Here is a 20,646-nt window from a genome sequence, read left to right on the forward strand (position 1 = left end):
GGCCGTTCATGCGCCCGCGGGCGCCGCGACCGGATCGCCGGCGCGCCCCGGGCAGCCCCAGTTGAGGATCGGCGCGCCGGCCGGCAACACGCGCCGGAACATCGCCACGCGGCCCGCCTTCGGGTTGACCACCACCGGCCGGATCGCGGCCTGCAGCAGCGGCAGGTCGGCGCTGCTGTCCGAATAGGCCCATTCCACCGGCCCGGTGAAGCCGGCCTCGCGCAGCATCGTCATCTTCATCGCGTGGTGGCAGTGGCGCACCGCCACGACGCCACCCAGCCGGGGGCCGACCAGGGTCCCGACCACCGGGACGTCCTCGTGGGCGACGAAGGCCAGGATCGCCCGGGCCAGCGCCGGCGGCGCGCCGGTGGCGACCACCACCCGGTCGCCGGCCTCGCGATGCCGGTGCAGCACGTCGAGCGCGATCGGCAACAGGCGCGCGCGGATCGCAACGGTGTGTTGCTGCACGTAGCGGTCGATCAGCGCCTCCAGGTCGCGGCGGCGGTGCAGGCCCACGCTGCCGATCCACACGAACACCGAGATGCCGGCGCGGCGGGTGGGCAGGAACGCGACCATCGGCCCCGCGACCGGCGCGGCCAGCAGCGCAAGCAGGCGACGCCACCACGCGCGCTCGATCAGCCACTTGAACAGGTGGCTGCCGGAATCGCCGTCGTACAGGGTGTGGTCGAAGTCGAACACCACCAGCGGCGCGCCGGGAACGGCGTGCGGATAGCGCGTGCTCATGCCGGGAAGAACAGCTGGCGCAGCGCCGCACCCGGCTCCGGGGCGCGCATGAACGCCTCGCCGACCAGGAAGGCATGCACGCCGGCGTCGCGCATGCGCGCCACGTCGGCCGGGGCAAGGATGCCGCTCTCGGTCACCAGCACCCGGTCGGCCGGCACCGCGGGCTGCAGGCCGAGGGTGGTGTCGAGCGACACCTCGAAGGTCTTGAGGTTGCGGTTGTTGATCCCGAGCAGGCGCGCCGGCACCGGCAGGGCGCGCTCGAGCTCGTCGAGGTCGTGGACCTCGACCAGCACGTCGAGGCCCAGTTCGTCGGCGATGAAGGCGTACTCGGCGAGCTGCGCATCGTCCAGCGCGGCGGCGATCAGCAGCACGCAATCGGCGCCCAGCACCCGCGACTCGTACAGTTGCCAGGCATCGACCACGAAGTCCTTGCGCAGCACCGGCAGCGCGCAGGCCGCGCGCGCCTGGCGCAGGGCGTCGTCGCTGCCCTGGAAGAAGTCGATGTCGGTCAGCACGGACAGGCCAGCCGCGCCGCCGGCCGCGTAGCTGCGCGCGATCGCGGCGGGGTCGAAGTCGGCGCGGATCACGCCCTTGGACGGGCTGGCCTTCTTCACCTCGGCGATCACCGCCGGGTCGCCGGCGGCGATCCGCGCGGCGATGGTGTCGGCGAAGCCGCGGGTCGGCGGCATTGAAGCCGCGCGTGCCTTCAGCTCGAACAGCGAGGTGCGTTCGCGGCGTTCGGCGACCTCGGCCTGCTTGCGCGCGAGGATGGTGGACAGGATGGTCGTGCTCATCGTGGCTGGATCTTCCCGTAGGCGCGCTCGACCTTGGCCACGCGCAGTTCGAAGTGGTGGTACCAGTGGCTGCGCCCGTGCGCGCGCACCGCCGCGTGGTCGGCCTGGTGCTTCCAGGCGACGATCGCGGCTTCGCTGTCCCAGTACGACAGGGTGAGGCCGAAGCCGTCCGCGTCGCGCACCGATTCCGCGCCGAGGTAGCCCGTTTGTGTGGCCGCGAGCGCGAGCATGCGCGCCGCCGCGTCCGCGTAACCGGCCTCGTCCTCGCCGTTGCGCAGCGACGCGAAGATCACCACGAAGTACGGCGGTTCGGGCAGCGTGGCGAATCGGGGATCGTGCATCGGCGGCGCTCGCGGGGGAGCGCCATTCTATGCGAGCGCGCTCACCCTGCCGGCAGCGGCTGCCCGGCGCGCCAGCCGCCCGCCTGCAACGCGTCGAGCAGGCCGACCACGACATCGCGGCGCGCGGGCTCGTGCACCGGCAGCACCAGCAAGTCGCCGGCGCGCGCCCAGGCCAGCGCCTGGCGCGCGGCCTCGGCTTCGTCCAGGCAGACGGGGAGGTCCGCCTCGTCCATGCCGGCCGCATGCAGCGCATCGCGCAGGATCATCGCGACATCGCCGGAGGCGCGGCCGCGCAGGTAATCGCCGCCGATGTCCTTCAGCCACACCCGGTCCGGCCGCGCTGCGGCAGCCACCGCCGCCAGCGCGCGGAAATCCGACTCCAGCCGGTTGCCGGCATGCCCCAGCAGCAAGGCAAGGCGCCCACCGCGACGCAGGCCGGCGGCGACGTCGAGCAGGCCCTGCAGCCCATCCGGGTTGTGCGCGTAGTCCAGCAGCACTTCGACGTCGCCCAAGGTCCAACGCTGCAGGCGCCCCGGGTTGTCGGCATTGCGTGCGCCGAAGCGGGCGAGCACGCCGGCGATGGTCGCCGGGGCGATGCCGAGCGCGGACGCCGCCAGCGCGGCGGCCGCGATATTGGAGATGTTGTAGCGCGCCGCGCCCCCGACGGAGAGGGGCATCTCCGCGACCATGCCGAGGTCGTGCTCGCCGCCGGCGAGCACCAGCACCAACCGGCCCTCGCGCACGCCGCAGGCCGGCAGGCCGCGCGCGGCGGCATCGCCCAGGTGCAGCGCGAACCAGCCGGTGCGCCGGCCCGGCGGCGCATGCGCCACCAGCATCGCGTCGTCGGCGTTGAGCACCAGCAGGCCGTCGGCGGCGAGCGACTTCGCCACCACCAGCTTGACCGCGGCGATGTCGCCAAGGTCGTGGATGCCGTATTCGCCGAAGTGGTCGGCGCTCACGTTGGTGACCACGGCGACGCGGGCATCGTCGGCGACCAGGCCGCGCCGCAGCAGGCCGCCGCGCGCGGTTTCCAGCACCGCCGACTGCACCCGCGGGTCGCGCAGCACCGTGCGCGCGCCGACCGGGCCGGAATAGTCGCCGGCCTCGACCGACACGCCATCCATGAACAGGCCGTCGGTGCTGCTGTAGCCCGCGCGCAGGCCATGCGCACCGAGCATGGCGGCGAGCAGGCGCACCGTGGTGGTCTTACCGTTGGAGCCGGTGACCACCGCCTTGGGGATGGCGCGCAGGTCCTGCCACGGCACGGCGTCGACCGCGGGCAAGGCGTCGAGCGGCCACGCCTGTGCCGCCTCGCCTTCGCCGAGCGACAGCAGTTCATCGTCGGCATGCGCCGGCACGCCGCGCGCGCGCGCCGCGGCGACCAGGGCATTCAGCCCCGGCCTGGCCTCGGCCCGTGCCAGGTCGCGCAGCCTGCGCAGCGCCTCGCCGTCCTCGAAGTGGGCGACGTGCGGGCGCGGCAGCTCGGCGTCCTCATCGACAGGGGCGTCGCTCGCATGCACGCCGAGCGCCGAATACAGCGCCCACTCGTTCACCTCGGTGGCGACGTACAGCTGGTCGGGGGGCGCCTCGAACGCCAGCGATGCGCCGGTCGCATGCGTGCGCACGGCGATGGCGCCCGGCGGCCAGCCGAGGGCATCCCGGGCCTGCTCGATGCGCTCGCGCCAGCGCTGCTGCATGCCGGCATCGACCGCCACGCCCGGCGCGGCCTCCAGCGCCGCGCCCGCGCCATCGAAATACAGGTTGGCGCCGGTGAGCCGGCGCGAATCCTCGAACGGCGGCTGCACGGTCAGTCGCTTTCTTCGCGTTCGAAGCGCAGGCCGCGCTCGTCGCGCACCACGCCTTCCATCGCCGCGACCAGTTGCTCGTCCAGGGTCGTCTCCAGCGCGGGGATCTCGACCCGCGGCGCGGCGCGCGCGAGGTCGCCCTCGGGCTTGAAGCGGATGATCTGCTTCCACGAGCGGGTCAGCGCATCGGCGAACACCAGCACCAGGTCGCCGGCCTGGCCCATGCGCAGGGCCGCGTCGACGGCTTCCTGTTCGTCCGGGATCACGCTGATCGCATCGGCGCCCACCCCCGCCGCCTGCAATGCCCTGGCGATGATCCGCGGCACCTCGTCGCCGTCGCGGCCGCGCAGGGAATCGTCGCGGCGCACCACGTAGTGGTCGAACTTGCCGGCCACGACCTGGGCGATCTCGCGCAGGTCCTCGTCGCGGCGGTCGCCCGGGCCAGCGACGACCACGATCCGGCGACTGGCGTCGAGGCGCTGGGCGAGGTCGGCCATCATGCCCACCGCATGCGCGTTGTGGGCGTAGTCCATGATCACCTTGAACGGGTGTTCGTTGAACACGTTCATCCGGCCGGGGGCCTGGAAGAAGGTGGTGTCGAAGGTGCGCAGACCGTGGCGGATCGCGTCCAGCTTGATGCCCATCGAGAACGCCATCGACGCCGCGAACATCGCGTTCTGCACGTTGTGCAGGGCGCGGCCCTCGAGCGTGGCCGGGATCAGGTGGGTCCACAGCAACGGGATGTGGCTGCCCTTGTCGTACAGGGTGATCATGTGGCCGTTGACGCCCTGCTCCAGCGCGCAGGCGCGGCCGCCGGCGCGCACGTGCTCGCGCACCAGCGGGTGCGAGGGGTTCATGGTCACGTAGCAGAGGACCTTGGCGTCGGTGTACGCGGACATCTTCAGCACGTTGGGATCGTCGGCGTTGAGCACCGCGCATTCGGTCGCGGCCTCGACCACGATCCGCTTGACCTCCGCGAGTTGCTCCAGGGTGTCGATGCCCTTCAGCCCGAGGTGGTCGGAGGCGACGTTCAGCACCGCGCCGACATCGACCTCGGCCACGCCCATGCCGGCGCGCACCAGCCCGCCGCGCGCGGTCTCCAGCACCGCGAAGTCGATCTGCGGATCGGCCAGCACCATGCGCGCGGACACCGGCCCGGTCATGTCGCCCTCCACCGTGCGCTGGCCGTCGATGTAGACGCCGTCGGTGGTGGTCAGGCCTGGCGTGTAGCCGGCCATCTTGGCGATGTGCGCCAGCATGCGCGCGGTGGTGGTCTTGCCGTTGGTGCCGGTCACCGCGGCGATCGGCACCCGCGAGGGCGTGCCCGGCGGGAACAGCATGTCGATCACCGGGCCCGCGGCGTCGCGCGGGGTGCCCTCGCTGGGGGCGATGTGCATGCGGAAGCCCGGCGCCGCGTTGACTTCGCAGATGCCGCCGCCGATCGACTTGTAGCTCTCGGCGATGTTGGTGGACAGGAAGTCCACGCCGCCCACGTCCAGCCCGACCGCGCGCACCGCGCGCTCGGCCATCGCCCGGTTGTCGGGATGGATGATGTCGGTGACATCGGTGGCGGTGCCGCCGGTGGACAGGTTGGCGGTGGAGCGCAGGGGCACGACCTCGCCGGCCGCCGGCACCGATTCCGCGGTGTAGCCCTTGCGCTCCAGCATCAGCTCGGCCTCGCGGTCCAGCTTGAGCTTGGTCAGCACCTTTTCGTGGCCGACGCCGCGGCGCGGGTCGCTGTTCACCACCTCGACCAGTTGCGCCACGGTGGACGCGCCGTCGCCGACCACGTGGCCGGGCGTGCGCCGGGTCGCGGCGATCAGTTCGCCATTGACCACCAGCAGGCGATGGTCGTCGCCGGCCAGGTAGGTCTCCACGATCACCGAGCGCGAATGTTCGCGCGCGGCCTCGAAGCCGGCGCGGACCTCGTCCTCCGCGGTGACGTTGATGGTGATGCCGCGGCCGTGGTTGCCGTTGTAGGGCTTGAGCACCACCGGGCCGCCGAGCCGGCGCGCCGCGCGCCAGGCGGCATCGGCCGACTGCACCAGCTCCTGGCGCGGCACCGGCAGGCCCAGCGAGCCGAGGATCTTGTTGGTCTCTTCCTTGTCGCTGGCCAGCTCCACCGCGATGTGCGGGGTGCGCCCGGTGACCGTGGCCTGGATGCGCTGCTGGTACTTGCCATGGCCGAGCTGCACCAGCGACTGTTCGTTGAGACGGAGCCACGGGATGCCGCGGTCCACGGCGGCCTTCACCAGCGAGGCCGTCGACGGGCCCAGCGCGCGCCGCTGCGCATAGCGGATGAAGCCGTCGCGCTCCTCTTCCCAGTTCCAGCTGTCGTCGGTGGCGTTGCGCAACTCGGCGGGCAACAGCGAATCCAGCAGCTTCAGCGCGAGCTCGCCGGCGGCGATGCCCTCTTCCTTCTGCGCGTATTCGTAGACCACCGAATACACGCCGGGGCGATCGTCGGAGATGCTGCGGGTCTTGCCGAAGGTCACGTCCTCGCCGGCGACGTTCTGCAGCTCGATCGCGACATGCTCCAGCACGTGGCCGAGCCAGGTGCCCTCGCCCTCGCGCATGCGGCGGATGAAGCCGCCGGGCTCGCGGTACGAGCAGCCGTGCTCGGCCAGGCCCGGCAAGGCCGCGACCAGCCCGTCGATGAAGGCATCGCCCAGCCGCGCGGTGGGCCACTGCTCCAGCGCGCCGAGGTCGAGTTCGAGGCGGATGACCGGGAACTTCGCGTACTGCGAGGGTCCCACGTAGACGTTGCGATTGAGGATCCGCATCGAGCCCTCCGCTCGGTGGTGTCACGGTGGTGGTGGGGTCGCGCTCAGTCCTTGCGCGGCAACAACGTCCCGGGGGACGCCTCGCGGGTGTGCAGGTTGAAGGTGGCGCCGGCGGTCAGGATGTGCACCTGCAGGCCGATGATGCACACCGGTTCGCTGCCGTCGGCCTGGTCCATCGAAGTGAACTGCACGCGGCTGGCGTCGACCACGGTGATCGCGCCGCTGCCTTCCACTTCCAGCGTGTTGTCGGGGCCGATGAAGGCGGCGGTGTCCTCGTCCAGGCCGATGCCGACCGCGAACGGGTTGTAGGCCAGGGCCGCGGTCAGCCGGCCCAGGCGGTCGCGCTGGCGGAAATGCTGGTCGATGATGAAGCGGTTGGTGAGCCCGAAGCCCGGCGCGAGGTTGACGCTGTCGGCGCGCGGCGAACCGCCTTCGCTGCCGAACGCGATCATGTGCTCGGACAGGATGCTGGCGCCGGCGCTGGTGCCGCCGACCGGGATGCCGTCGGCATTGCGCAGGCGGATCAGCTTGGCCGCCGGGGTGCCGCCGATGATGGTCGACAGCCGCAACTGGTTGCCGCCGGTGATGAACACCCCGGTGCATGCCTGCAGGACCTCGAGGAAGTCCTCGCGCTCGCCGTCGGCGCGGCTCTGGAAGTCGAGGGTGTCGACGCGGCCGGCCTCCAGCCGCTCGAACAGGTCCTCGTAGCGCTCGCCGGTGTCGGCCAGCTTGCTGGCGGTCGGGATCACCGCGATGCGTGCCTCGCGGCCGCCGCAGAGTTGCACGAAGCGCTTGAGGATGCGGCGCCGGCTTTCCTTGTCTTCCGCACCCCCGATGGGCACGATCCAGCCGCGCTGTTCGCCGTCGGCCACCTTGCTGGGACACATGTACTGCGGGTTCCTCGCCTGCGTCGCGATCCGTGTGGATCAGCGCTCGAACATACCACGCCGCACGACCGCGCCATCGCGCACGTGCGGCACCCCGCTCGCCAGCAGGTGGTGGACGCGCCCGTCCTCCGCCAGCACCAGCAGGTCGGCATCGCCCCCCACCGCGACCCGGCCCTTGCCGGGCAGGCGCAGCAGGTCGGCCACGTTGCTGGTGAACGCGGGCAGCGCGCGCTGCAGCGGCAACCCGCGCGCCAGCAGCGCGTCGAGCGTCTCCAGCAGCGCCCCGGAATGGCCCACGTCCATGCCGCAGACCCGGCCATGCGCATCGAAGCAGGGCAGGCAGCCGCCGGCATCGGAACTGATGCTCACCCGCTCCGGCGGCGCGCCGCTGTCGAGGTAGCGCAGCAGGGCCTCGTGAGCGGGCCAGGCATCCTCGCCCTCCTCCACCGGGAACGCGGTGATGTCGACGTGGCAGCCGCGCCGCGTCAGGTCGATGGCCTCGTCGAACAGCGCCTTGCGCCGGTTCACGTGGGTGGGCTGGAACACCCGCGGCGGCAACTCGCTGGCGTCCAGCGCGCGGCGCACGAGGTCCAGCCCGCGCGCGCCGTCGCCGAGGTGCAGGTGGACGATGCCGGCCTTGCCGGTCATCAGGCCGGCGACATGCGCATCGGCGGCGATGCGCAGCAGTTCGTCGAGGGTCGGCTGGCTGGACCGGTGGTCGCTGATCGCCAGTTCACCCACGCCGAGCAGCGGCTCGACGAACACGAGGTCGCCGCGCACCGAGCCGGTCAGGGTCGCCGGCGGCACGTGGTAGCCGCCGCAGTAGCCCCAGGCGCCCAGGCCCTGCTCACGCAGCGCGTACACATGCGAGAGCAGCTCGGCCGGCCCGCGGGTGGTGTCGTCGGTGCCGAGCAGGCCGACCACCGTGGTCACGCCCGCCGTGGTGTAACGCGACAGCAGAGGCGCCGGCACGCGGGAGGCGTAGCCGGCCTCGCCGCCGCCGCCGGACACGTGCACATGGCCGTCGATGAAGCCGGGTACGAGTCGGCGCCCCTCAAGGTCGATCGCCTCGGCGCCGAGCGCCGCGGGCAAGCCCGGATCCTCGGTGCCCATCCACAGCACCTTGCCGCCGCCGACCAGCAGGTGGCGGTGGCCGAGGGCTTCGGGTGCATGCACGTCGGCGTTGCGCAGCAGGAGCAGGGGCGCGGTCATCGCGCCAGCGTGCGCGGCACCGGCGGCGAGCGTCAAGCCTCCGCCAGCGCGCGGGTGGTGGCGACGTAGGCGTCGAGCCTGGCGCGCGCCGCCCCGCTGGCGATCGCCGCGCGGGCGCGGGCGATGCCGTCGCGGATGTCCTCGGCCACGCCGGCCGCGTACAGCGCGGCCCCCGCGTTGTACGCCACGATCTCGCGCGGCAGGCCGGGATGGTTGTCCAGCGCCTGCACCACCATCGCCAGCGACTGCTGCGCATCCGCGACCCGCAGGTTGCGGCTGTGCGCCATCGCGATGCCGAAGTCCTCGGGGTGCAGCTCGTACTCGCGCACCTTGCCGTCGCGCAGCTCGCCGACCAGGGTGCCGGCGCCCAGCGACAGTTCGTCCATGCCGTCGCGGCCCCAGACCACCAGCGCGCGCTCGGCGCCGAGTTCCTGCAGCACCCGCACCTGGATGCCGACCAGGTCGGGGTGGAACACGCCCATCAGGATGCCCGGCGCACCGGCCGGGTTGGTCAGCGGGCCGAGGATGTTGAACAGCGTGCGCACGCCCATCTCCCTGCGCACCGGCGCCACCGCCTTCATCGCCGGGTGGTGCACCGGCGCGTACATGAAGCCGATGCCGCAGCGTTCGATGCAGGCGGCGACCTGCGCCGGCTGCAGCTCGATCGCCGCGCCCATCGCCTCCAGCACGTCGGCGCTGCCCGACTTCGAGGACACGCTGCGGTTGCCGTGCTTGGCGACCTTGGCCCCGGCCGCCGCGGCCGCGAACATGCTCGCGGTCGAGATGTTGAAGGTATGCGCGCCATCTCCGCCGGTGCCGACGATGTCGACCAGATGCGTGCGATCGGCGACCTCGACCGGGCGCGCGAACTCGCGCAACACCGTCGCCGCCGCGGCGATCTCGCCGACGGTCTCCTTCTTCACCCGCAGCCCGGTGAGGATGGCCGCGGTCATCACCGGCGAGACCTCGCCGCGCATGACCTGGCGCATCAGGTCGACCATCTCGTCGAAGAAGATCTCGCGATGCTCGATCGTGCGCTGCAAGGCGTCCTGCGGGGTGAATTGCACGGTCAACGCTCCAGGAAATTCTTCAGCAGCGCATGGCCGTGCTGGGTGAGGATCGACTCCGGGTGGAACTGCACGCCTTCCACCGGGAAGTCGCGATGGCGCAGGCCCATGATCTCCTCCATCGACCCGTCGTCGTGCTCGGTCCATGCGGTGATTTCGAGTGCTGCCGGCAACGTGGCCTTGTCGACCACCAGCGAGTGGTAGCGGGTGGCCTCGTAACCGTCCGGCAAGCCAGCGAACACGCCCTTGCCCTCGTGGCGGATGCGCGAGGTCTTGCCGTGCATGATACGGCCCGCGCGGATGACGTCGCCGCCATAGACCTGGCCGATCGACTGGTGGCCGAGGCACACGCCGAGGATCGGCGTGCTCGCGCCCATGCGCTCGATCACCGCCGTCGATACGCCCGCCTCGTTCGGCGTGCACGGCCCCGGCGAGATGACGATGCGCTGCGGCGCAAGGCGTTCGATCTCGTCCACCGTCAGCGCGTCGTTGCGCTCCACCCGCACCTCGGCGCCCAGTTCCTGCAGGTACTGCACGAGGTTGAAGGTGAAGCTGTCGTAGTTGTCGATCATCAGCAGCATGTCAAAGGCCCCTCGCCGCCTCGGCCACCGCGCGGAACAGCGCGCGGCCCTTGTTCATGGTTTCGTCCCACTCCGCCTGCGGGTCTGAGTCGTAGACGATGCCGGCGCCGGCCTGCACGTGCAGCCTGCCGTCCTGGATCACCGCGGTGCGGATCGCGATGGCGGTGTCGGCGTCGCCATGCCAGCCGATGTAGCCCACCGCGCCGGAGTAGATGTTGCGCTTGACCGGCTCCAGCTCGCGGATGATCTCCAGCGCGCGGATCTTCGGCGCGCCGCTGACCGTCCCGGCGGGGAAGGTGGCGCGCAACACGTCCATGTAGCCCAGCCCGTCGCGCAGCTTGCCGGTGACCTCGCTGACGATGTGCATCACGTGGCTGTAGCGCTCGATCACGAACTGCTCGCCAACCTGCACCGTGCCGGGCTCGGACACGCGGCCGGCATCGTTGCGGCCGAGGTCGATCAGCATCAGGTGCTCGGCGCGCTCCTTCGGGTCGGCCAGCAGCTCGGCTTCCAGCGCGAGGTCTTCGTCGTGGTTCCTGCCGCGCGGGCGGGTGCCGGCGATCGGGCGCACGGTGACCTCGTCGCCCTGCAGGCGGACCAGGATCTCCGGCGACGAGCCGACCACCTGGGTCGCGCCGGTGTCGAGGAAATACATGTACGGCGAGGGGTTCATCGCCCGCAGCGCGCGGTACACGTCCACCGGGCGGGCGCGGAACGGCACGCTCAGGCGCTGGCTCAGCACCACCTGGAAGGCATCGCCTGAGGCAATGTAGGCCTTGCTGCGATGGACCGCGTCGAGGAAGCCCTCGCGGGTGAAGCCGCTGACGAAATCGGCCTCGTCCAGCGCGCTGCCGTGCAAGGTTTCCGGATACGGCGCGCCGCCGTGGCGCAGGCGATGGCTGAGCGCATCGAGGCGGCGGTTCGCGCGCGCCCAGGCCTGCGGTGCGCGCGGGTCGGCGTGGACGATGAGGTACAGCCGGCCCTTGAGGTTGTCGAACACCGCCAGCTCGTCGCTGAGCATCAGCAGGATGTCCGGCGTGCCCAGTTCGTCTGGCCGGGCATTGGCGCGCAGGCGCGGTTCGATGTATTCGATGCATTCGAAGCCGAACCAGCCGACCAGGCCACCGGTGAAGCCGGGCAGCCCCTCCAGCCTGGGCACCTGGTACAGCACGCGCAGGCGCTCCACTTCGGCCAGCGGATCTTCGACCTCGCGGGTTTCCACCACCTCGCCATGCTCGCGCACGTCGAGCGTATGGCCGCGGAACTCGTACACGCGGCGCGCCGGCAGGCCGATGATCGAATAGCGGCCGAAGCGTTCGCCGCCTTCGACCGATTCGAACAGGTAGGTGTGCGGGCCGTCGGCCAGCTTCAGGTACACCGACAGCGGGGTGTCGAGGTCGGAGAGCACCTCGCGCACCACGGGCGCGAGGGTGAAGCCGTCAGCGGCGTGCCGGGAAAACTGTGAGGAGGTGGTCAAGCAGGGCGTCCTTGATGGGCATGTGGGCGATGTGGGCGGCGGAAGCTCGCCACCATCGCCAACCATGCTCGAAAGACGGGATCGCCCGGTTCATGGGCGCACTGTAGCCGCATCGGTGCGCAGCGGGCAATCGGCCGGCAGGTGCATCCGCACCCGCCCCGGCACGCAATCGATGCGGAAGCGCGCGGCTTCGACCGGCTCGCCATCGAGGTTGAGGGTCAGGGGGCGGTCCGACGCGATCTCGACCCACGGCAGCGCGCGACGCACCGCGACCCGCTCCAGCGCCGCGTCCTTGCCCTCCGCCACCGCGGTGCCGAGCGTGCCCAGCACCTCGCCGTCCAGCGGCGGCACGAGGGTGACGTCCAGCAGGCCGTCGTCGACCAGCGCCTGCGGGCACAGCGCCTGCCCGCCCCCGGCCTGGCGCCCGTTGCCGATGCCGAGGGCGATGAAGTCGCCTTCCCAGTCGAACCCGGGGCCATGCAGGCGTGCGGCCTGCGGCTCGATGCGCCCGAGCTTCGACAATCCCGTCAGCACATAGGCCAGCCCGCCCAACAGCTTCTTCAGGCCTTCGTGGGTCTCGGTGGTGACCTCGGTGCCGAAGCCGCCGGTGGCCAGGTTCGCGGCCCAGTGCAGGGTGCCGCCCGCCTCCAGGCGCAGCAGGTCGATCGGCGCGGCGGGGGCCTCGCAAGCCAGGCGCAGGGCCGCCTCGGGCGCATCCCGGATGCCGGCGGCGGTGGCGAAATCGTTGGCCGTGCCGAGCGGCAGCAGGGCGAGCGTCGGTAGCGCGGCCGCAGCCTCCGCGCGATGCGCGAGCGTGGTCGCGACTTCGCTGAGCGTACCGTCGCCGCCGCCCGCGACCACCGTCTGGATCCCGCCTGCGATGGCTTCGGCCACGTAGCGCTCGGCATCGCCCGCTTCCCAGGTGACGCGCACGTCGACCCGGTTGCCGGCGTCGCGCGCGGCCGCCACCGCGGAACGGACCGCATCGTCGCCGGCAGCTTTGCCGTTGAGGACCAGGAGGAGGTGGCGCGGCGTCGGGATCGGCATGCGCGCAGCCTACGGATGCGCCGTGAAGGCCGGGCGAGCGGATGTCACGCCATCGTCACGATCGATCCGGAAGATGGGAGGCCATTGCAGGGACGATGGATGGGCAGGACGCCCGAATTTTCCCCGAAGCCGGCGTCGCCCCTCCCCTCCAGTGGCGCCGGCTTTCTTCTTTTCAGCCCCGTCCGCGCGATCGCGGACGCACCGCGCCCGGCGTTTTCCGGCGTCAGCGGACGGCAGCGACCGCCGCTTTCATCTGCGCGACCACGCCGGCATACGGCGCCCCGTCCGTGCCGCGCTTGCCGAAGATCGCACTGCCGGCGACGAAGGTGTCTGCACCCGCGCGCGCGATCTCGGCGATGTTGTCCGGCTTGACCCCGCCGTCGATTTCCAACCGGATCGGGCGGCCGCTGGCGTCGATCCTCGCGCGCACCGCGCGCAGCTTGTCCAGCGCCGACGGGATGAAGGCCTGCCCGCCGAAGCCCGGGTTCACCGACATCAGCAGCACGTAGTCGATCTCGCCGAGCATGTAGTCCAGCACGTCCAGCGGCGTGGACGGATTGAACACCAGCCCGGCCTGGCATCCCAGCGACTTGATCAGCTGCACGCTGCGGTGCACGTGCTTGCTGGCCTCCGGATGGAAGCTGATGTGGGTGGCGCCGGCGGCGGCGAAGTCGGGGATGATCCGGTCCACCGGCTCCACCATCAGGTGCACGTCGATCGGCGCGGTCACGCCATGATTGCGCAACGCTTCGCAGACCAGCGGTCCGATGGTCAGGTTGGGCACGTAGTGGTTGTCCATCACGTCGAAGTGCACCCAATCCGCGCCGGCGGCCAGCACGTCGTCGACCTCCTCGCCGAGCCTGGCGAAATTGGCGGACAGGATGGACGGGGCGATGACGGTCGGCTGCGTGCTCATTTCCTGCGGAGTTCCTTGATGCTGTCGTAGGCGGTGTTGATCTCGCGCGCCTTCGCCTCGGCCTGCCGTTGCAGCTCCGGGGCGGCGCCGGCGAGGCGATCAGGGTGGTACTGCGAGATCAGCCGGCGGTAGGCGAGGTCGAGCTCGGCATCGCTGGCGTCCTCGGCCAGCCCGAACACGCGGTAGGGATTATCGGCCGGCGACTTGAACCAGTCGGCGTCGAAGGCATGCCCGACCAGCAGCCCGACCAGGCCGCCCGCGGGGTGGCGCAAGAGCATCCAGCCCGCGATCAATCCGAAGAATTTGCCGTACCAGCGCGTCATGGCACCAGTCTACAGGGCGGCCTGCGGGCGCACGGCCTTAAACTAGCAACCTCCCGCCCACGATCCCGCGCGCCGATGGCCACCACCCTGCTGCAGTCCGACCTCCCGGGCCTGAACCTGGTCCACCGCGGCAAGGTCCGCGACGTGTTCGACCTCGGCGACGGGCACCTGTTGATGGTTGCCACCGACCGCCTGAGCGCGTTCGACGTGGTGCTGCCCGACCCGATCCCCGGCAAGGGCGAGATGCTCTGCCAGATCAGCAATTTCTGGTTCGACCAGACCCGCCACATCATCGCCAACCACCTGACCGGCATCGACGTGGCCAGCGTGCTGCCGGCCGGGGTGGATGCCGCGCTGTACGCCAAGCGCGCGGTGGTGACGAAGAAGCTCACGCCGGTGCCGGTGGAGTGCATCGCCCGCGGCTACATCATCGGCAGCGGCTGGAAGGACTACCAGCGCACCGGCGCGATCAGCGGCATCGCCCTGCCCGCCGGGCTGCAACAGGCGCAGCAGCTGCCCGAGCCCATTTTCACCCCGTCGACCAAGGCGGCGGTGGGCGACCACGACGAGAACATCAGCTTCGCGCAGGCGGTGGACCTGGTCGGCCAGGAGCGCGCCGGGCAGGTGCGCGACGCGACGCTGGCGCTGTACGCCTTCGCCCGCGACTACGCGGCGCAACGCGGGATCCTGCTGGCCGACACCAAGTTCGAGTTCGGCACCGATGCCGACGGCAAGCTGTATGTCATGGACGAAGTGCTGACCCCCGATTCCAGCCGCTACTGGCCGGCCGACCAGTACCAGGTCGGCAGCAGCCCGCCGAGCTACGACAAGCAGTTCGTGCGCGACTACCTGGAGACCCTGGACTGGGACAAGACCGCGCCGGGTCCACGCCTGCCGGCCGAGGTGATCGAAAAAACCCGCGCCAAGTACGCCGAGGCGCTGGACAAGCTCGCCGGGATTTCGGTCGACTGAGCCCGCCCCGCGGCGCTGCGTTATCCTCGCCCGGCACGCCATCCACAGGATCCCGGCATGAACGCAGGCAGCGCCACGCAGGCGGGCGAACGCCCGATCGACCACTGGTTCGCGCATTACTCGGGCGACCACGTGAACCCGGTCAACCAGCGCATCCACGTCGTGGCGGTGCCGCTGATCCTGTGGAGCGTGGTCGGCCTGTTGTGGTGCATCCCGGTGCCGGGCACGACTTTCCGCCCCGGCCTGTGGGCGGCGCTGGCGATGTTCCTGGCCTGGGTGTTCTACAACCGCGCCTCGCGGCGCCTGGGCTACGGGATGCTGGCGGTGTTCGTGGCGATGGGCTGGCTGACCCGCTGGCTGCACGACAGCCTCGGCACCCCGGGCCTGCTGCAGCTGGCGGCGGGCGTGTTCGTGCTGGCCTGGATCGCGCAGTTCATCGGCCACAGCAAGCTGTTCGAAGGCAAGAAACCGAGCTTCTTCACCGACCTCAAGTACCTGCTGATCGGCCCGGCCTGGGTGCTGGCCAAGGGTTACCGCCGGCTCGGCTGGGGCTGGTGAAGCGCCGCCGGCGGCCCCGATGAACGACCACGCGGGCCTGCGCGGGCGCGACCTCGCGCTGGTGCTGGTGGTCGTCGCCACCTGGGCGCTGAACTTCCTCACCTCGGCGCGTGCGCTGCAGGAGATCCCGCCGATCCTGTTCACCGCGCTGCGCTTCGGCCTGCTGGCGCTGCCGCTGGCCTTCTTCGTGCGCCGTCCGCCGCGTGCGCAGGTGCCGCGCCTGCTGGCGGTGTCGCTGTGCATCGGCGTGGTCCATTTCTCGCTGAGCTTCCTCGCGCTGAAGCTGTCCGGCGACCTCGCCTCGCCGGCGATCGTCATGCAGAGCTACGTGCCGATCACCACCCTGCTGGCGTGGTGGTGGCTGGGCGAACGGGTGGGCTGGCGCACCGGGCTGGCGATCCTGGTGAGCTTCGCCGGGATCCTGGTGCTGGGCCTCGACCCGCGCATGCTGGCGCGGCCGCAGGCGATGGCGACGATGCTGGCCTCCGCGCTGGCGTTGTCGGTCGGCACCGTGCTGATGAAGGGCCTGCGCGGCATCGACCTGTTCACCCAGCAGGGCTGGATGGCGATGGCCAGCGTGCTGCCCTTGCTCGCGCTCAGCCTGTGGCTGGAACCGGGGGCGCTGGCGACCCTGCCGCAGGCGAGCGCGCTGGCCTGGTTCGGCGCGGCCTATGCCGCGTTCGCCTCGTCGCTGCTCGGGCATGGGCTGTACTACCGGCTGGTGCAGCGCCACCCGGTCGCGCAGGTGACGCCGTGGCTGCTGCTGGTGCCGGTGTTCGCGATCACGCTGGGGGTGGCGTTCTGGGGCGACCGCCCGGGCCCGCGGGTTCTGTTCGGCGGCGCGATGGTGCTGGGCGGCGTGCTGGCGATCGCGTTGCGCGCCGGCGTGCGGCAACGCGCGCTGCCGCCGGCGGAAGAGCTCTAGCCGAACATCCCCGGGTTCGGACGGAACTCGCGCGGGGCGTAGGCGAAGTCGCGCGCGGCCGGGGCTGCGTCGAACACCAGGTCTTCGCGCATCCGCGCCACCGCGCCAGGCCCGAGCCCGCCGGCGATGCCGCGCGCCTGCGCCAACCGCAGCAGGGCGAGGAACACCGGCATCGGCAGCGCATGCAATGCCGGCCGCGGCTCCACGCAGGCGAGCACGCGCGCCACCATCTCGCGATAGGGCAGCCGCTCGCCGCCCGGCAGGTCGTACGCGCGGCCGTGCGCGGCCTGCGCCTCGCAGGCGGCGAGCGCGGCGGCGGCGAGGTCGTCCACGTGCACCGGCTGGCGCAGGCCTTCGGCGCGGGCCGGCAGCACGAAGCGGCCCCAGCGCCGGGCCATCGCGGCGATGCGGGTCAGGGTGGCGTCGCGGCCGGCGCCGTACACCAGGGTCGGGCGCAGCAGCGTGGCCGCCGCCCCGTGCGCTTCCGCGGCGGCGTGCAGGCGCGCTTCCGCCCCGAGCAGGCGGCGGGCGAGCTCGCGCTCGGCTTCGTCCCACGAGTCCTGCTTGGTGCTGGCGCTGGTGGAGCCGAACGCGACCACCCGCGGGCAGTGCAGGCCGGCGGCCTCGTACCAGCGCGCGAACAGGTCCAGCGGCCCGCAACTGAACACCGCATCGACGGCCGCGGGCAAGGCCGGCATGCGCGCGAAATCGCCCTGCAGCCAGTGCCGGCCCGGCGCGTCCGAGCGCGCCTCGCGCGAGACCGCGAGCACCCGCCAGCCGGCATCGCCCAGGCGCTCCAGCAGCGGCGCACCGATCTGCCCGCTGGCGCCGAACACCAGCGCCGTCTTCATCGCCGGCCGCTCATGTGCCGGTGAAGTAGCGCGCGTTGACCAGCAGGTGCAGGCCGATGCCGGCGGCATAGCCAAGCGCGACCGCCCAGCTCCACTTGAGGTGGCTGAAGAAGGTGTAGCGGCCATGCGCCTGCCCCATCAGGGCGACGCCGGCGGCGGAGCCGATCGACAGCAGGCTGCCACCGACGCCCGCGGTGAAGGTGACCAGCAGCCACTGCCCGGTGTCCATCGCCGGCGCCATCTGCAGCACCGCGACCATCATCGGGATGTTGTCGAGGATCGCCGACATCAGCCCGACCAGGATGTTGGCGTTGGTCGCGCCGAGGCCACCGTAGAACGACGTCGACAGCATCGCCAGGTAGCCGCAGTAGCCCAGCGCGCCGACGCACATGATCACCCCGAAGAAGAACAGCAGGGTGTCCCATTCGGCGCGCGCCACCTGTTCGTAGCTGTCGAAGGCATCGACGTCGCCGGGCGCGCCCTCGCGCGCGAAGTCGTCCTTCTGCTGCGCGGTCGCGACCCGCGCCAGGTGCCAGCCGTACAGCTTGAGCAGGGCCAGGCCGGTCATCATCCCGAGGAACGGCGGCAGGTGCAGGAACTGGTGGAAGCCCACCGCCAGCACCACGGTGGCGGCGAACAGGGCGACGATCACCCCCGCGCCCCGCTTCAGCCGCACCACCTCGTCGCTGGCCGGCGGCGCCCCGCGCGATACCGCCGCGTGCATGCACAGCGCGGGCACCAGCCAGTTCGCCAGCGACGGCAGGAACAGCGCGAAGAACGCCGCGAACGGCACCTTGCCGGCCTGCCAGACCATCAGCGTGGTGATGTCGCCGAACGGACTGAACGCGCCGCCCGCGTTCGCCGCCACCACGATGTTGATGCAGGCCAGGGCGACGAACTTCGGGTCCTCGCGGCCGACCGCCAGCACCACCGCGCACATCACCAGCGCGGTGGTGAGGTTGTCGATCAGCGGCGACAGGCAGAACGCCAGCGCGCCTGTGGTCCAGAACAGCGCGCGGTAGCCGAGCCCGCGGCGCAGCAGGCGCGCGCGCAGCGCCTCGAACAGGCCGCGCTCGCTCATCGCGTTGACGTAGGTCATCGCCGCGAGCAGGAACAGCAGCAGCTCGCCGTACTCCAGCAGGTAGTCGCGCACCGCCTCGTGCGCCGCTTCCGGCACGCCCATCCGGCTGGAGGCGAAGGCGAGCACCGCCCAGATCGCGCCGGCCGCCAGCATCACCGGCTGCGACTTGCGCAACCCGGTGAATTCCTCGGCGACCACGAACAGGTAGGCGATCGCGAACCAGAGGATGGCGACGTAGCCCGCCCAATGCGTCGCCAGCGCCGCCTGCACCGGTGCGGCGGCGTGCGCCGCGGGCGCGGCGGCGAACAGGGCAAGGCCGGCGGCCAGCCGCGGGGCCGGCACGGGGACACGACGCATGCGAACTCCGGCGGAGGGGATCGCGGGAGTTTACCCGCGCGCCTCGTCCGCGGCCGACGGCAGCACCAGCCGCAGCCAGGCATAGCCGGCGACGGCCGCCACCAGCGACGCGCACAACACGCCGAGCACGGCGCTGGGGAACATGTCGCCGTCGTCGGCATAGGCCAGCGAGGCGATGAACAGGCTCATGGTGAAGCCGATCCCGCACAGCAGGCCCAGGCCGACCATCGCCTTGCCGTCCATGCCTTCGGGGAATTTCGCGAGCCCGGTCGCGCGCGCCAGCAGCGCCGCGCCGACCACGCCGACCGGCTTGCCCAGCGCCAGGCCCAAGGCCACGCCCAGCGGCACCGGCGCCAGCACGTCGCCGAGCGCGAAGTCGCCGAGCGCAAGGCCGGCGTTGGCGAACGCGAACACCGGCAGGATCAGGTAGGCCACCCACGGATGCAGCGCATGCTCCAGGTGCTCGAGCGGCGAGTGCTGGGTCTCGTCATCGAGGCCGTCCTTGCGATCCACGTGCGGGATCAGCAGGCCGGTGACCACGCCGGCGAGGGTCGCATGCACGCCGGACTTCAGCACCGCCACCCACACCACCGTGCCCAGCAGCAGGTAGGGCGTCAGCGCCTGCACCCCGCGCCGGTTCAGCACCACCATCGCCGCGATCGCGGCCCCGGCCCAGGCCAGCGCGACCATCGACAGGTCGCTGGTGTAGAACAGCGCGATGATGATGATCGCGGCGAGGTCGTCGATCACCGCGATGGTCGACAGCAGCAGCTTCATTGCCACCGGCACCCGCGAGCCCAGCAGCGACAGGATGCCGAGCGCGAACGCGATGTCGGTCGCGGCCGGGACCGCCCAGCCCTGCATCGCCACCGCGTCGCCGCGGTTGATCCAGGCGAAGATCGCCGCCGGCACCGCCACCCCGGCCAGCGCGCACGCCACCGGCAGCGCCACCTGCGACAGCGAGGACAACTGCCCGGACAGCGCCTCGCGCTTCAGCTCCAGCGCGACCAGCAGGAAGAAGATCGCCATCAGGCCGTCGTTGATCCACAGCAGCAGCGGCTTGGCGATCTTCAGCCCGCCCACCTGCACCGCCACCGGCAGTTCGCGGAAGCCTTCGTAAGCCTCTTCCAGCGGCGAATTGGCGAACAGCAGCGCCACCAGCGCCGCGCCGATCAGCAGGATGCCGCCGGAGGATTCCCACTGCAGGAAGTGCTGGAGCGCGCGGAGCGCGCGTTGCGGAAGCGGTGCATGCGTGTCCATCGGGCCAGTATAGGCCGCGGTCGCGGCGCGCTCAGGAGCAGCCTTCGACGTAGTCCACCTGCGGCGGCAGGCCGATCCGCCAGGTCGTGGCACGGGCCTCGTCGCCGGTGCCGTCGACCTCGAACACCAGCACGCCCTTGCCGCCCGCCGGATCGGCGATCCGCAGGTACTGGCCGTCGGTGTACTTGTGCGGCTCCGCCTCGAGGGCGGGATACAGCGCGGCCAATTGCGCGCGGGTCATGCCGACCTTGCCGCCACCCGGCGCCAGCACGTCGTCGCGGCGCACGTCGATGCGCACGAAGGCGTCGCCCTCGACCATGAAGGCCGTGCGATAGCCCTCCGGCCCCAGCGGCTGCGGGATGAGGTAGTAACAGCCGCCGGGTTCCTCCGGCTTGGCATCGCCGAGGTCGCCGCCCCAGGCGATGCGGACCTGTTCGGCGTCGGCACCGAAGGCCGCGGGACCGAAACCGTTGAACGTGATCGTGCCAAGTGCGGGCGCCTCCACCCGCAACGTGCCGCCGGTCGCGGGGTCGGGCATCGCCGCTGCGGGCGCGGCCGGTGCCGCCTCGGCGGGTTTGCACGGTGCGAAAGGCAGCCAACGCTGCCGGGCAATTACCGGCCCGGTCGTAGATATTCGCCACACCGGAAAGCTGAACCAGAGACTG

The 20,646-nt window shown here is 71.6% G+C and carries 20 protein-coding genes; 3 read left to right on the top strand and 17 right to left on the bottom strand.

Features of this window, described 5'->3' with window-relative positions; all coding sequences use genetic code 11:
• Positions 1-6 precede the first annotated feature (6 nt).
• From ON759_RS10220 to ON759_RS10280, 13 genes are all read right to left on the bottom strand, one after another.
• Positions 7-744 carry a haloacid dehalogenase-like hydrolase gene (locus tag ON759_RS10220; protein ID WP_271680266.1) on the bottom strand — a complete coding sequence of 246 codons (738 nt, stop codon included), beginning with the start codon at positions 742-744 and terminating at the stop codon, positions 7-9.
• Positions 741-1,538, bottom strand: coding sequence for an indole-3-glycerol phosphate synthase TrpC (gene trpC, locus ON759_RS10225; protein WP_271680267.1), 798 nt, complete (start codon positions 1,536-1,538; stop codon positions 741-743). Before trpC ends, ON759_RS10220 begins: the two co-directional genes overlap by 4 nt.
• The gene (locus ON759_RS10230; RefSeq protein WP_271680268.1) at positions 1,535-1,879 is read right to left on the bottom strand and encodes an antibiotic biosynthesis monooxygenase family protein; all 345 of its coding nucleotides are present in this window, start codon (positions 1,877-1,879) and stop codon (positions 1,535-1,537) included. Before ON759_RS10230 ends, trpC begins: the two co-directional genes overlap by 4 nt.
• 41 nt (positions 1,880-1,920) lie before the next feature.
• Complete coding sequence (locus ON759_RS10235) at positions 1,921-3,684, bottom strand: Mur ligase family protein (RefSeq protein WP_271680269.1); 1,764 nt, start codon at positions 3,682-3,684, stop codon at positions 1,921-1,923.
• A gap of 2 nt (positions 3,685-3,686) precedes the next feature.
• Positions 3,687-6,467 (bottom strand): cyanophycin synthetase, encoded by a 2,781-nt coding sequence (cphA, locus tag ON759_RS10240; protein ID WP_271680270.1) that lies wholly within the window; start codon positions 6,465-6,467, stop codon positions 3,687-3,689.
• Between the two features lie 44 nt (positions 6,468-6,511).
• Positions 6,512-7,354: a cyanophycinase gene (locus ON759_RS10245; RefSeq protein ID WP_271680271.1), complete on the bottom strand. Its 843-nt coding sequence runs from the start codon at positions 7,352-7,354 to the stop codon at positions 6,512-6,514.
• A 39-nt stretch (positions 7,355-7,393) separates the two neighbouring features.
• Complete coding sequence (gene iadA / locus ON759_RS10250) at positions 7,394-8,566, bottom strand: beta-aspartyl-peptidase (RefSeq protein WP_271680272.1); 1,173 nt, start codon at positions 8,564-8,566, stop codon at positions 7,394-7,396.
• A gap of 32 nt (positions 8,567-8,598) precedes the next feature.
• A complete protein-coding gene (gene trpD / locus ON759_RS10255) occupies positions 8,599-9,633 on the bottom strand; it encodes an anthranilate phosphoribosyltransferase (RefSeq protein WP_271680273.1) in 1,035 nt (344 codons plus the stop codon).
• Between the two features lie 2 nt (positions 9,634-9,635).
• Positions 9,636-10,214 carry an anthranilate synthase component II gene (locus ON759_RS10260; RefSeq protein WP_271680274.1) on the bottom strand — a complete coding sequence of 193 codons (579 nt, stop codon included), beginning with the start codon at positions 10,212-10,214 and terminating at the stop codon, positions 9,636-9,638.
• Position 10,215: 1 nt separating this feature from the next.
• Complete coding sequence (gene trpE, locus ON759_RS10265; RefSeq protein ID WP_271680275.1) at positions 10,216-11,691, bottom strand: anthranilate synthase component I; 1,476 nt, start codon at positions 11,689-11,691, stop codon at positions 10,216-10,218.
• A gap of 90 nt (positions 11,692-11,781) precedes the next feature.
• The gene (yegS, locus tag ON759_RS10270; RefSeq protein ID WP_271680276.1) at positions 11,782-12,738 is read right to left on the bottom strand and encodes a lipid kinase YegS; all 957 of its coding nucleotides are present in this window, start codon (positions 12,736-12,738) and stop codon (positions 11,782-11,784) included.
• A gap of 223 nt (positions 12,739-12,961) precedes the next feature.
• A complete protein-coding gene (gene rpe, locus ON759_RS10275) occupies positions 12,962-13,654 on the bottom strand; it encodes a ribulose-phosphate 3-epimerase (protein ID WP_271680277.1) in 693 nt (230 codons plus the stop codon).
• Positions 13,651-13,977, bottom strand: a complete 327-nt coding sequence (locus ON759_RS10280; protein WP_271680278.1) for a J domain-containing protein — start codon at positions 13,975-13,977, stop codon at positions 13,651-13,653. The genes rpe and ON759_RS10280 overlap by 4 nt, the downstream gene beginning before the upstream one ends.
• A 75-nt stretch (positions 13,978-14,052) precedes the next feature.
• Between ON759_RS10280 and ON759_RS10285 the strand changes: the two genes are divergently transcribed.
• From ON759_RS10285 to ON759_RS10295, 3 genes are read left to right on the top strand one after another with little or no spacing between them, the layout of a single operon-like run.
• Entirely contained in the window at positions 14,053-14,949 is an 897-nt protein-coding gene (locus tag ON759_RS10285) for a phosphoribosylaminoimidazolesuccinocarboxamide synthase (RefSeq protein WP_271680279.1), read from the top strand.
• Between the two features lie 57 nt (positions 14,950-15,006).
• The gene (locus ON759_RS10290) at positions 15,007-15,507 is read left to right on the top strand and encodes an Mpo1 family 2-hydroxy fatty acid dioxygenase (RefSeq protein WP_271680280.1); all 501 of its coding nucleotides are present in this window, start codon (positions 15,007-15,009) and stop codon (positions 15,505-15,507) included.
• A gap of 19 nt (positions 15,508-15,526) precedes the next feature.
• A complete protein-coding gene (locus ON759_RS10295; RefSeq protein WP_271680281.1) occupies positions 15,527-16,432 on the top strand; it encodes a DMT family transporter in 906 nt (301 codons plus the stop codon).
• On the opposite strand, the gene ON759_RS10300 is transcribed toward ON759_RS10295, so the two are convergent.
• Genes ON759_RS10300 through ON759_RS10315 form a run of 4 tightly spaced genes read right to left on the bottom strand, consistent with a single transcriptional unit; the run spans position 16,429 to position 20,519 of the window.
• The gene (locus ON759_RS10300; protein ID WP_271680282.1) at positions 16,429-17,283 is read right to left on the bottom strand and encodes an SDR family oxidoreductase; all 855 of its coding nucleotides are present in this window, start codon (positions 17,281-17,283) and stop codon (positions 16,429-16,431) included. The two genes, ON759_RS10295 and ON759_RS10300, sit on opposite strands and share 4 nt — an antisense overlap.
• 10 nt (positions 17,284-17,293) lie before the next feature.
• Positions 17,294-18,721 (bottom strand): sodium:proton antiporter NhaD, encoded by a 1,428-nt coding sequence (gene nhaD, locus ON759_RS10305; RefSeq protein ID WP_271680283.1) that lies wholly within the window; start codon positions 18,719-18,721, stop codon positions 17,294-17,296.
• Positions 18,722-18,751: 30 nt separating this feature from the next.
• A complete protein-coding gene (nhaA, locus tag ON759_RS10310) occupies positions 18,752-19,981 on the bottom strand; it encodes a Na+/H+ antiporter NhaA (RefSeq protein WP_271680284.1) in 1,230 nt (409 codons plus the stop codon).
• Between the two features lie 31 nt (positions 19,982-20,012).
• Entirely contained in the window at positions 20,013-20,519 is a 507-nt protein-coding gene (locus tag ON759_RS10315) for a lectin (RefSeq protein WP_271680285.1), read from the bottom strand.
• Positions 20,520-20,646: the final 127 nt, after the last annotated feature.

This window comes from Thermomonas mangrovi, from assembly GCF_028201335.1.
GTDB classification, from domain to species: domain Bacteria; phylum Pseudomonadota; class Gammaproteobacteria; order Xanthomonadales; family Xanthomonadaceae; genus Thermomonas; species Thermomonas mangrovi.

Excerpts from the sequence above, each read along its gene's own strand:
- ON759_RS10220 (WP_271680266.1), bottom strand. The coding sequence starts at position 744 with ATGAGCACGCGCTATCCGCACGCCGTTCCCGGCGCGCCGCTGGTGGTG.
- trpC (WP_271680267.1), bottom strand. The coding sequence starts at position 1,538 with ATGAGCACGACCATCCTGTCCACCATCCTCGCGCGCAAGCAGGCCGAG.
- ON759_RS10230 (WP_271680268.1), bottom strand. The coding sequence starts at position 1,879 with ATGCACGATCCCCGATTCGCCACGCTGCCCGAACCGCCGTACTTCGTG.
- cphA (WP_271680270.1), bottom strand. The coding sequence starts at position 6,467 with ATGCGGATCCTCAATCGCAACGTCTACGTGGGACCCTCGCAGTACGCG.
- ON759_RS10245 (WP_271680271.1), bottom strand. The coding sequence starts at position 7,354 with ATGTGTCCCAGCAAGGTGGCCGACGGCGAACAGCGCGGCTGGATCGTG.
- iadA (WP_271680272.1), bottom strand. The coding sequence starts at position 8,566 with ATGACCGCGCCCCTGCTCCTGCTGCGCAACGCCGACGTGCATGCACCC.
- ON759_RS10260 (WP_271680274.1), bottom strand. The coding sequence starts at position 10,214 with ATGCTGCTGATGATCGACAACTACGACAGCTTCACCTTCAACCTCGTG.
- yegS (WP_271680276.1), bottom strand. The coding sequence starts at position 12,738 with ATGCCGATCCCGACGCCGCGCCACCTCCTCCTGGTCCTCAACGGCAAA.
- rpe (WP_271680277.1), bottom strand. The coding sequence starts at position 13,654 with ATGAGCACGCAGCCGACCGTCATCGCCCCGTCCATCCTGTCCGCCAAT.
- ON759_RS10280 (WP_271680278.1), bottom strand. The coding sequence starts at position 13,977 with ATGACGCGCTGGTACGGCAAATTCTTCGGATTGATCGCGGGCTGGATG.
- ON759_RS10285 (WP_271680279.1), top strand. The coding sequence starts at position 14,053 with ATGGCCACCACCCTGCTGCAGTCCGACCTCCCGGGCCTGAACCTGGTC.
- ON759_RS10290 (WP_271680280.1), top strand. The coding sequence starts at position 15,007 with ATGAACGCAGGCAGCGCCACGCAGGCGGGCGAACGCCCGATCGACCAC.
- ON759_RS10295 (WP_271680281.1), top strand. The coding sequence starts at position 15,527 with ATGAACGACCACGCGGGCCTGCGCGGGCGCGACCTCGCGCTGGTGCTG.
- ON759_RS10300 (WP_271680282.1), bottom strand. The coding sequence starts at position 17,283 with ATGAAGACGGCGCTGGTGTTCGGCGCCAGCGGGCAGATCGGTGCGCCG.
- nhaD (WP_271680283.1), bottom strand. The coding sequence starts at position 18,721 with ATGCGTCGTGTCCCCGTGCCGGCCCCGCGGCTGGCCGCCGGCCTTGCC.
- nhaA (WP_271680284.1), bottom strand. The coding sequence starts at position 19,981 with ATGGACACGCATGCACCGCTTCCGCAACGCGCGCTCCGCGCGCTCCAG.
- ON759_RS10315 (WP_271680285.1), bottom strand. The coding sequence starts at position 20,519 with ATGCCCGACCCCGCGACCGGCGGCACGTTGCGGGTGGAGGCGCCCGCA.